The 11102-nt window shown below is 32.1% G+C and carries 13 protein-coding genes; 2 read left to right on the top strand and 11 right to left on the bottom strand.

All coding sequences use genetic code 11. The annotated features are described in order from the left end of the window. Nucleotides 1–68 precede the first annotated feature (68 nt). The 3 genes from FQB35_RS03325 to FQB35_RS03315 form a co-directional block, all read right to left on the bottom strand. Entirely contained in the window at nt 69–1046 is a 978-nt protein-coding gene (locus FQB35_RS03325; protein WP_148808638.1) for a LysM peptidoglycan-binding domain-containing protein, read from the bottom strand. 125 nt (nt 1047–1171) lie between these two features. Further along, nucleotides 1172–1639 carry a protease complex subunit PrcB family protein gene (locus FQB35_RS03320; protein ID WP_231701844.1) on the bottom strand — a complete coding sequence of 156 codons (468 nt, stop codon included), beginning with the start codon at nt 1637–1639 and terminating at the stop codon, nt 1172–1174. 137 nt (nt 1640–1776) lie between these two features. Then, nucleotides 1777–2691 (bottom strand): choline kinase family protein, encoded by a 915-nt coding sequence (locus FQB35_RS03315; protein ID WP_148808636.1) that lies wholly within the window; start codon nt 2689–2691, stop codon nt 1777–1779. 270 nt (nt 2692–2961) lie between these two features. Here FQB35_RS03315 and FQB35_RS03310 point away from each other — a divergent pair, with 270 nt between their 5' ends. Beyond that, complete coding sequence (locus FQB35_RS03310; protein ID WP_148808635.1) at nt 2962–4149, top strand: histidine kinase; 1188 nt, start codon at nt 2962–2964, stop codon at nt 4147–4149. A 5-nt stretch (nt 4150–4154) separates the two neighbouring features. Continuing rightward, nucleotides 4155–4919 (top strand): response regulator transcription factor, encoded by a 765-nt coding sequence (locus tag FQB35_RS03305; protein ID WP_148808634.1) that lies wholly within the window; start codon nt 4155–4157, stop codon nt 4917–4919. A 62-nt stretch (nt 4920–4981) separates the two neighbouring features. Here the strand turns inward: FQB35_RS03305 and eutM (FQB35_RS03300) are convergent, their stop codons facing one another. The 8 genes from eutM (FQB35_RS03300) to FQB35_RS03265 form a co-directional block, all read right to left on the bottom strand. After that, a complete protein-coding gene (gene eutM, locus FQB35_RS03300; protein ID WP_148808633.1) occupies nt 4982–5278 on the bottom strand; it encodes an ethanolamine utilization microcompartment protein EutM in 297 nt (98 codons plus the stop codon). A gap of 62 nt (nt 5279–5340) precedes the next feature. Then, the gene (eutM, locus tag FQB35_RS03295; protein WP_148808632.1) at nt 5341–5628 is read right to left on the bottom strand and encodes an ethanolamine utilization microcompartment protein EutM; all 288 of its coding nucleotides are present in this window, start codon (nt 5626–5628) and stop codon (nt 5341–5343) included. Nucleotides 5629–5648: 20 nt separating this feature from the next. Continuing rightward, nucleotides 5649–6299: a phosphate propanoyltransferase gene (locus FQB35_RS03290; protein WP_148808631.1), complete on the bottom strand. Its 651-nt coding sequence runs from the start codon at nt 6297–6299 to the stop codon at nt 5649–5651. Then, entirely contained in the window at nt 6292–7827 is a 1536-nt protein-coding gene (locus tag FQB35_RS03285; protein ID WP_148808630.1) for an acetaldehyde dehydrogenase (acetylating), read from the bottom strand. The genes FQB35_RS03290 and FQB35_RS03285 overlap by 8 nt, the downstream gene beginning before the upstream one ends. A gap of 32 nt (nt 7828–7859) precedes the next feature. Further along, a complete protein-coding gene (locus tag FQB35_RS03280) occupies nt 7860–8456 on the bottom strand; it encodes a BMC domain-containing protein (RefSeq protein ID WP_148808629.1) in 597 nt (198 codons plus the stop codon). Between the two features lie 12 nt (nt 8457–8468). Continuing rightward, nucleotides 8469–9152 (bottom strand): cupin domain-containing protein, encoded by a 684-nt coding sequence (locus FQB35_RS03275; RefSeq protein WP_148808628.1) that lies wholly within the window; start codon nt 9150–9152, stop codon nt 8469–8471. A 55-nt stretch (nt 9153–9207) separates the two neighbouring features. Then, nucleotides 9208–9756, bottom strand: a complete 549-nt coding sequence (locus tag FQB35_RS03270; RefSeq protein WP_148808627.1) for a BMC domain-containing protein — start codon at nt 9754–9756, stop codon at nt 9208–9210. A gap of 1 nt (nt 9757) precedes the next feature. After that, complete coding sequence (locus FQB35_RS03265; protein WP_148808626.1) at nt 9758–11086, bottom strand: 4Fe-4S dicluster domain-containing protein; 1329 nt, start codon at nt 11084–11086, stop codon at nt 9758–9760. Nucleotides 11087–11102: the final 16 nt, after the last annotated feature.

Below are 11102 nucleotides of genomic sequence, written 5' to 3'. Positions count from 1 at the left end.
TTATGTATGCATATAAAAATTAAATTTTTTCATAAAAAAAAACACTCCATTTCATAGGAGCGTTTCTTTTATTTTATCCCTGCTGCTATCTTAATATTTTTTTGATGTTCCCAATCAATTTTGCCATCCTTATGTCTTGTACTATTTGCAAAATGAACATCCATATGTCCATTAAAATTATTATCATTAATATATTGAATACTATGAGGCATAGACGCTGCAGATGCTGCAATTTTTCTTCCATTATATTCAACTATTACAGCTCTTCTCTCCCAACTAAATTGTCCACCCCATACTCCTTTCATAATAGCAGCATCTATTTTTGTTAAAGGTTCACAATCTGCATGATTTGCACCAATAGTCCTTTTCATATTCCATCTTTTTCCTGTTTCAAAATCAACTAATGTAAATTTTGCACCAATAGGTAAAACGTATTGTGCTTCTGTCCACCAATCCAAATACTCTCCATATTTATTTGCAGGTGTTGGTTTTATAGGAACATGGTGAACAGGTATTCTGATCTTTTGTCCAATAGTCAACCATGTATTTTCATCCATTCCATTTACTTCTAAAAGCTCATACATAGGAATCCCATATTGAAGTGATAACTTCCAAAAATCATCTCCATTCTTTACTGTATGGGTAATATAAGTAACATATGGTTTTTGAGAATCTGAAGGGATCTTTACTGCTTGTCCAATATCTAAGTATGTGTTTTCATCTGCTCCATTGTATTTAAGTAGTTCCTTAAAACTAACCCCATATTTTTGACTAATAATCCAATAAGTATCTCCAGGCTTTACAATATGAATTTTTTCATTACTAGGAATAATCAAACTCTGTCCTGGATATATAATGGTATTTTCATCAGCATTATTTGCTTCCATTAAAGCTTTTGTAGATACATTATATTTTTGAGCAATCTTCCAAAATACATCTCCACTCTGTACTGTATATGTTAAATTTTGTCCATAAGAAATACCCATACTCCCTAAAAATAAACTCGTTCCTAAAATGCTAGAAATAAATAGCTTTTTAAATTTCATTTTATAAACCTCCTATATTGATTATGTTAACCTTTATAACTATTCGACAAAATTCTTTAAAATCATCTATGTAAATAATGGCAATGGCCTGTATTCAAGAATACAGACCATTGCCAATTTATACATCAATCGTCATATTTTACTTTTAGCTCAATTTTATCAGGCAATTCTTTTAACTCTGTCTTTACTGCAACATAAGGGTATGTAATAACTTGGGTAACAATATCTCCTGGTTTTGGATCTTCAAATGTTGTATAAACAACCATTCTTGTTTTATTATCTTCATCTACTAGTTCTATCCGATCTATCTCAACCGTATATCCGCCAGTAGGCTTTTCTCCTCTTGTTACAATTACATATATTTCTCCATCTATTTTACAAGCTAAAGCTCTTTCTAAAGTTTTGTATCTTGGTAGGATATCTTGAATTTTTTGTGGAATCATTTCCTCGCTTAATACTTCAAAAGACACGTTATCATCATCCTTTACAAAGTATTTCACAGCATATACAGCAGCTATGATAACCATTATAACAATCAGGATAATTAATATCTTCTTCCAATTAAGCGCATCTAAATTAATTTTACTTTTCACCATTGCCCCCCCTTTACCTTCATAATATACTAAATCTTATTCTTAAAGGGGTACAAATATTCTAAGTGAGATAAAAAATCGTCCATCAAAAATTTAGTCCTAAAATGAACATATATTTAATTTTGAAGTTGATTATACTAATTTTTTACCATTTCAGCAATTGGATAATTTTGTGACAATATTATTTCCTTTATATTCTTTCTAAATCTTTCGTATCTAAAGTGGCAATAATCAAGGAAATCATCTCCACTATAGTGTCTAATCATTGCCCATACGGTCCACAGCAAATCCTGTGCTAACATATAGCATTTAATTTTTAATATTTCAGAAGCTGAAGGAAACTGACCATAGTAATTCAAAAGTAGATATAAAATTGCCTCTTCATTCAATTTTGATTCAAGAATATATGAAGCTACATCCCAACTTGGATCATTCATTCCAGAATATTCCCAGTCTATTAAATAAATTCTTCCGTTATTATCTATAATAAAATTTTCTGGTACTGTATCATTATGACAAGGTACAAGAATTGTATTTTTTATATTCTTTTTAATAAAATCTATTAACTGCTTTTTTAATTCAGCATAATCAAAGAAAAAACCACCCCTTAGGTTGCTAATAATCTGTTCATACTTATTTAACTCAACCTTCCAATCAAAGCAATTACAAAAAATTTTTTTGCTAGTATGGGTTTTTTTCATTAAATTAGAAACAGCTTTTAGATTTTTTATAGAAGATGGATCAGTTTGCGCAATGTTTTTACTATTTTTGATATACTCACTAATCTTAATACCTGTAATCTCATCAAAGTAAATACATTTAGAATTCAAACCTAACTCTGATGCAATTGTATTATTAACCTTTTCATTTTTTCTATCAATCATAAGATTGGTCATACCACCAGGTTGTCTTACAACATATTCTATACCTTTTATATTCATAATATAGTTGTAGTTAGTAAGTCCACCTGCAGAACGAGACCTATCAAAAACTATATTATCATCATTAAAAACTAAACGTAGTTTTTTTTGTACTAATTCTTCCATTTTCATCAGTATTTCCACCATTCATATTTTACTTATAGATTTCATTCATAGTATTTTGTGTAATATGATTATATCACAATTCTAATAGATTAGCTTTATCATCATAATAAATTATACCTTTTATAAAAGAAAAAATAGAAAAATTACAATTTGTTACATAAAAGTCAACATTATTTACTTTTGGATTATTATTCTTTATAATAATATTAAAGTAATTCATTTTTAGAATTTTTTTAATTATTATATATCCTAATTCAGAAGGGATGTAATAAAAGCATGTATAAGAAAAAAATACTTAAGGAATTAATAAACTCAAATTTATATACACGCTACAGTAATATTTTATCCTTATCAGATATCCCTCTATTTTTAATTGATACAAATGGTAATATTTTATTTGAATTTATACCATCTCCAGATTTTTGTACCCGTATATGTCAGGAAAACGTAAATCAAGTATGTCATGACTACAGATGCAAATTAAAACCAGACACAGAGAATAGATTCGTATGTAAATATGGACTTGAAAACATCCTTTTGCCTATTGTAGTAAATAACGAGACTTTAGGTTATCTAGCTGGTTTACAGGTATATCTAAAGGAAAATGAATATAAAAAATATATGATTGATATTCAATCCTTTAATGAAAATAAATTTCCTAAATTAGAGCATATCGCCAAATCCATATCTTCATTAAAAACAGTGGAATCAAATAAAATTAAAATACATGAACAATTATGTAAACAGATTGCTAAAGATATTTCTCTTGATCTATTAAAAAGCATAAATCATGCATATTTAGATGTTGAAAGGTTATCTATTGAAAAAGAAATACTAGAAAAAAAAATCATTGACTTAGAAGCTAAAAATATGTCTTTAGTAGTTAATCCCCATTTTCTATTTAATACCTTAAACTGTATTGCTCGTATTGCATATTTTGAAAACTCCCATACAACTGAGGAGCTTATCTATTGCCTATCTGATTTGCTTAGATATAATTTAAAACAAGATCACAATCTACACACCATAGGAGCTGAAATTGATAACATTGAAAAATATTTATATATACAAAAAGTAAGATTTAAAAATCGCCTAGAATATGAAATTGATGTACCAGATAATCTAAAATCTTATAAGATACTCAACATGGTAATTCAACCTATAATTGAAAATGCTGTTATCCATGGCATTACTCCAAAGCGTGACGGAGGAAAAATACGCATATGTGCTAAAAAAAATAAAAATGATATAATTATTTCTATTATAGATAATGGTAATGGTTTTTCTAAAGATGTTTTACAAAAAATACAACAATCTGAAAACAAATCAGGTTTAGGGTTTCGAAGTACTGATAAACGCTTAAAGCAATATTATGGTGAGCAATACGGATTAAAAATTGTAAAATCTGATTATAGCGGAAGTACCGTTACCATAACAATTCCTACCCAACCTACTGTGAGGTGATTGCAATGAGCATGGTATTAATTGTTGAAGATGAAATACTAGAACAGGATTTCCTAAAATCCGTTGTCCTTCAAGAACTTACTAAAAAGGATACACTATTAACTTGTCAAAGTGGAGTTGAAGCCATCAAATTAGCTAAACAGTATCAACCAAATATTATAATAATGGATATAATGATACCTGAATTAGATGGTCTGAGTGCAATTGAAGAAATTAGAAAATTTCTTCCTAATACATCTATCATTATTTTATCTGCATGGTCTGATTTTCAATATGCACAAAAGGCCATCAACCTGCAAGTTTTAGAATACCTATTAAAACCTATAAAACCAGCTGTATTTAAACAAGTTTTTTGCAAAACATTAGCCTCTATAACACAATCCCCTGTAGTAGAAAAAACTGCCAATCAAAAAACTATAGAACCTAGATGCCGTCAATATTTTATAGAAGAGTCAATAAAATATATCAATGAACATTTTACGGAAAAACTCACTTTACAAATGGTTTCTTCTAAAATCTTTATGAATCCTAAGTATTTCAGTCGTATTTTTAAAAAAGAAATGGGTGTATCATTTTCTGAATATATAATGAATCTTAGAATAAAGCATGCTTGTAAGTTATTAGAAAAAACTAATTATCCTGCTTATCGCATTGCAATAGAATGTGGTTTTTCAGATGCATCATACTTTAACAGGGTATTTTATTCACATATGAATATGACTCCTAAATCTTATAGAAAGTATATACATACATCGAATTTTAAAAACTAAATCTTTATCAACAAGCTCAAATAGCAAATAAAGGGTAGATAATAATATCTACCCTTTATTTGCTATTTATTTTCGTCTTTCTTTTCTCCCTTAGGCAAAATTGTCTCAACCTCCATGTGTGGACGTGGAATAACATGAACTGAAATTAATTCTCCAACTCTTTGTGCTGCTGCAGCTCCTGCATCTGTTGCTGCCTTTACAGCACCAACATCACCTCTTACCATTACTGTTACTAAACCTCCACCTATATGCTCTTTACCAACTAGGGAAACATTTGCAGCTTTTACCATTGCGTCTGCAGCTTCAATAGATCCAACTAAACCCTTTGTTTCTATCATTCCTAATGCATCATATTTCATTTTTCTTTCCTCCTAAATTTTTATTTTATCCGATTAATTATCCCTTTTTTTAAGTTAAATTTTTACTCTTTCTTTTCTCCCTTAGGCAAAATTGTCTCAACCTCCATGTGTGGACGTGGAATAACATGAACTGAAATTAATTCTCCAACTCTTTGTGCCGCTGCAGCTCCTGCATCTGTTGCTGCCTTTACAGCACCAACATCACCTCTTACCATTACTGTTACCAAACCTCCACCAACATGCTCTTTACCAACTAAGTAAACATTTGCAGCTTTTACCATTGCATCTGCAGCTTCAATAGATCCAACTAAACCTTTTGTTTCTATCATTCCTAATGCATCATATTTCATTTTTCTTTCCCCCTAAATTTTTATTTTGTTATTTTAATTTTCGATAATGAATTAATATTCATAGCATTTGCTTCTTCTACATCAACATGAAACTCTAAAGCAGAAGCATCATTTGCTCTGATAACAACATTATTATAAATGCCACCTCTTGCTCCATTAACCTCAATTGAGACTATCTGCCCATCACAAACATTTAATCGTTTTGCATCTTCACAATTCATATGAATGTGTCTTTGTGCTACAATTACACCCTCTGTAATTTGAACAGAACCATTTGGACCAACCAATGTTATTCCAGGCGTTCCATGTAGATCACCTGATAGCCTTATCTGTGGTGCTACACCAAGCTTAAAGCAATCTCCTAATAAAACTTCTACCTGAGTTTTACTACGCACTGGACCAAGAATTCTAACTTTTTCAATGACACCCTTTGGTCCACAGATTGTTACTGTTTCCTTACAAGCATATTGTCCAGGTTGTGACAAATCTTTCATTTTTGTCATCTGATAACCTTCACCAAATAAGCAGTTCATGTCTGCCTGTGAAAGATGAACATGACGGTTTGAAACACCAACTGGAATTTCATCTGTATCTTCTTTTTTTTCTGTTGAAAACATGTTAGCTTGAACTGCATCTAATAAAAGCTTTAGGATCGCTTCATGATTATCCATTCTTGCTGACCCCTTTCATGGCTTTTACTAACTCATTAATTAAATTTAAAAGCTTTTCATTATCATTACAATCTATTTTTAATCCATTTAAAGAAGAACTATTTGCACAGTATCCTGTATCATTATAGCTATTAAGTTCAGGATAGTTAAAAGCTGCATCAGCAGAAGCTAGTGTATCACAGTCCTTTAATCCATATGCAACCCTTTTAATATTAATCAAGTGCATTGGTGTAACATTCTCAGAAACTGAGCTTCCTCCCCATGTACCACAACCTAGTGTAAATGAAGGTATAAGTCCAGTGCTTGCACCAGTTCCACCTTGAGAACCACCTGTATTAACTAAAATACGAGCTGCTGGCTTTTTAGCAAACTTCATTACAATATCTCTATCTTCAGTATGAATACTCATAGTATGTCCTATACCATTTTGAAGTAGTTGTATACTAAGTTCACATGCCTCCTCCCAATCTTTCACTGTATAAAAAGCAAGAACAGTTGTCAGTTTTTCATATGATAAGGGATATTCCTCACCAACACCTTGTTGCTCCCCTATTAAAACTCTCGTTCCTTCTGGAATGGAAATTCCAGCCGCTTCTGCAATAACTTGTGGAGTTCTACCTACAAACTTAGAATTCATATTATGTCCATTTTTAAATAACAGCTTACAAACTTTTTTAGTTTCTTCTGCTGTCATAAAGTATCCACCCTGTTTTTTAAGCTCAGCTACTACAGCTTCACGGTTGCACTCCTCTACAATTATTGATTGTTCAGATGCACAAATAGTACCATTATCGAAAGTTTTACTTGCCATAATGTTACTAACTGCTTTTTTAATATTGGCAGTTCTCTCAATATATGCCGGCGAATTACCAGCACCAACCCCTAAAGCAGGCTTCCCTGCACTATATGATGCCTTTACCATTCCTGGGCCTCCAGTTGCAATAATCATAGCAATATCATCGTGTTTCATTAACTCATTTGTAGCCTGCATAGTTGGTGTAGAAATACTGCTTATAATATTTTTAGGAGCTCCTGCTTCTACTGCTGCATCGTGCATTAGGCTTATAGCCTTAAGTGTACATTTTAATGCTGCAGGATGTGGTGAAAATACTATTCCATTGCGTGATTTAATAGCAATTATTGCTTTAAAAATAGCAGTAGATGTTGGATTTGTAGATGGTACAATACCCATTAATAATCCCATAGGTTCAGCAATATCAATCACCTGCTGATGTACATCTTCTCTAATAACACCAATTGTCTTCATATCTTTAATTGCATCATAAAGCATTACAGATGCCATATAATTTTTATAGGTCTTATCTTCAACTTTGCCAAATCCAGTTTCATCTACAGCCATTTTAGCTAGATAGACTGCATTTTCTTTCGCTACTTTAACCATATTGCATAAAATTTTATTAATTTGTTCTTCAGTATAGTCAGCAATTTGATTCGCAGCGACTTTTCCTAATTTAGCAAGATTTCTTGCTTCTTGTATTGAACGTAAGTCACGATCAAAATTTTCCAAGTAAATCCCCTCCATTCTTTTTAAAAGGTATTTTAGTTTTCTAAATTACTAAGACTTTCATAGTATTTTCTAAACTCTAAAATCAAAATTTTCTTTCCTGCCTTAGAAATCTTTCTTCCTGTTATGCCAAAATCCTTATATTTACGGGCTAGATTTCTAAGTTCTACAACCTTAAATTTTTTAAGAGCTTCAATAGTTTTTTCTAAGCCATATTCAAGTACTAGCTTGTCTAAAACATCCTTATTTTGCACATTACTAAAATTAATCTGCATAGAAGCTTTTGTTTCTTCTTGAGTGTCATTAATTTTTGAATTTTCAACTGTTACAATTTCTTCAGATAGTGTTTCTACTTCAGGTTTTACTGTTATTATGCTATTTAATTCCTCATGCGGACGAGGAATGACATGTTGTGAAATCAGTAATTTTTCATCAATTTTCATAACAGCCGCTACACCAGCCTCTACAGCTGCTTTTACTGCCCCAACATCACCAGTTACAGTAATAGAAACAAGACCTCCTCCAACATACGTTTTTTCTAAAAGCTTTACATCTGCTGACTTTAGCATAGCATCTGCACTCTCTGTAGCTGCAATAAGCCCTTTTGTTTCAATTAATCCAAGTGCCTGCATTAACTAATCCTCCTAACTTTGGCTTATTAGATCAGCCCAGTTTGCTGGATAGGTAACATAAAACATCTTAGCTTTATCTGAAGAATCCCAAGTAACTTTTGATCCTGCCGGAATATAGAGTACATCACCAGGATATGCTGTTAAAGTCTTACCATCGATAGTAACTGTCAAAGTCCCTTCGATTACATAATCAATTTCTTGATAAGTCAGTTCCCAGTCAAATTTGGAATGATCAATAGTGAAGAATCCTGCACTCATATCAGATTCTTCTTTACTAATTAATTCTTGATAAAATACCTTTGCATCAGGATTTCCAGTATCAAAAACATCAAACTTTACTGAATTACCACGTACTACCTTCAATCCCTCACAAGTACTCTCAGCTTCATATGGCTTAGGATTAATAATTGAATCAAGTACTCCATTTAAAAGTCCTTTTTCCATCATAGCCTTGAATAACTTGTAGATCATTTCACTGTCTAACCCACCTTCACAAGCTTTTGATGGTTCAGTTACTTTTTCTTTACAAATATTCTTTGATTCACAAACAGGTTCTTCTGTAGAAAACTCTATTCCACAAGCTACCGCTGCATCTTTTGCTGATGGTGTAATAATTGTATTACTGTCGATATAAATTACTTTTTCACTTTTCTTTTTAGCAACTTCAATATCTTTTGCGCAAATCAATCTTTTCATTCTTTCACATCCTTTCATATAATTTTTAAAATTTATATATCAAAGTTCTTATGTATTAGAACAAAGATTCTACCAATTCATCTGATGGAGAAGGTATAATCTCTGAATTTACTAAAAGCCCCTTCTCCTTTGCAATAGCCTTTCCTGCTTCAACACCAGCTTCAACTGCTGCTACGTCACCAGTGAAAGTAAAGAATGATTTGCCTCCTAGTCCATTCCCCAAACGTAACTCTATTGGCTGTAACTTTGCTGCCTTAAGTATTGCATCAGCTGCAATAATCATAGTCGCTTGAGAAAAAGACTCCATAATTCCTAAAGCCTGAATACCATCTGGCATAGTTGCACCTGTAATTGCTGGAAATATCTGAGGACTAACATTTGGTATAACTATTGAATCAACCAAATATTCTTCTGCCACTCTTTCTCCAATGCTTACTGAATCATTAACTGATGCAACATCCCCATGAACGATCGCAATATATTTACCAGGACAAGTAGAACTAGCTGTGACTATTTCCACATCAGAAACTTTTACCATTTGGTCTGCTGCATATATTCCACGTGCAATACTTATTAACTCAACCATACCGATTGCTTTTGACATATTAGCCCCTCCTTATTACAATAAAATCATTTTCGATTGCAACTACTTTTCCTGAAATACTTGCATGTATAGTCGCACCTAAGCTACCTTCTGGAATTTTACCTATTTGTTGGCCTATCTCAACATAATCACCAACAGAAACAACAGAAACTGCAGGTGCTCCTATATGCTGATTTGTCGATATATATACCAGTTCTGGTTTTAATTCAACTTCTGTCATAGGAGCTGGTTTGTCAAATTTATATAAACCTAACCTAGCGATAAGGCGTTTGCTTGGAATTAAACGATATTCTCTACTTTTACGAGCTATAAATTCTGACTTGTTTGGTTTATATCTTATATTTTGCTCTGCTAATTTACCTTTAAAGTAAAGATTTGCAGATTTAGGATTAAGTCCTGCTGGACATGAAAACAATTCACATAAATTACACTGACAACATAGCTGTGCAATTTTTTGATTTTCAATATCTATTAGTTTATAATTTAAAGCACGCATCATCTTATGTGGCTGTACTTCATGTCCAAGAAGGTAACGTGGACAAAGGTCTGTACACATACGGCACTGGGCACAAGCAGATTTATTAACTCTTTTTGCTTGTTCTAAGCTGATAGATTTCTTTCTTATTAGATAATGATCCTTTTTCAAAATTACAAATCCCTTGTTTTTCTTATTAACATATCCATCTAAGTTGCTCATAATAGGCCCCATCATAGGCCCTCCATCTATAACTGCATAGTTCTCAAAGTTTTCAATACCACTTAACTTTAATACATCTATAATAGGTGTACCTATTGGAACCTTTACTGTTAAAGCTTTCGGAATATCTCCTGCAATTGTTATATATTTTTGCGTAACTGGTTCTTTAATAGATGCATAGTATATGTTTAATGCAGTTTCTGAATTTAACACTACACATCCAACTTGAATTGGAATACCTGCTTCTGGAACAACTCTACCTGTTAGTTCATAAACTAATACCTGCTCATCACCTGCTGGATAAATATCTGGTAGTTCTTTAACTTCAATAAAATCTCCTACCTGAAGTGCTTTTATTCTTTCACGTAATATAGAAATTACTTTTTTATGCTTTCCTTTTATACCTATAATCGCTTTACTTGCACAAACAAATTTTCCTGCTGCTTCAAATCCCTTTATAATTTCATCTGCAAACAACTCCATAAGCTGTTGATCCACCCTCAATAATGGTTCACATTCAGCTCCGTTAAGAAGTATATATTCAGCCTTTGATGCAAGTTTTGCATGGGTAGGAAACCCTGCCCCTCCTGCACCAATAACACCGGCTTCTCTTACAATATCAAGAAGATTCATTCTTCTACCTCCTGAA

The sequence above is a fragment of the Crassaminicella thermophila genome (assembly GCF_008152325.1).
Taxonomy (GTDB): Bacteria; Bacillota; Clostridia; order Peptostreptococcales; family Thermotaleaceae; genus Crassaminicella_A; species Crassaminicella_A thermophila.
The sequence above is the reverse complement of the archived record's forward strand: the minus strand, read 5'-3'. Positions and strand labels throughout refer to the sequence as shown.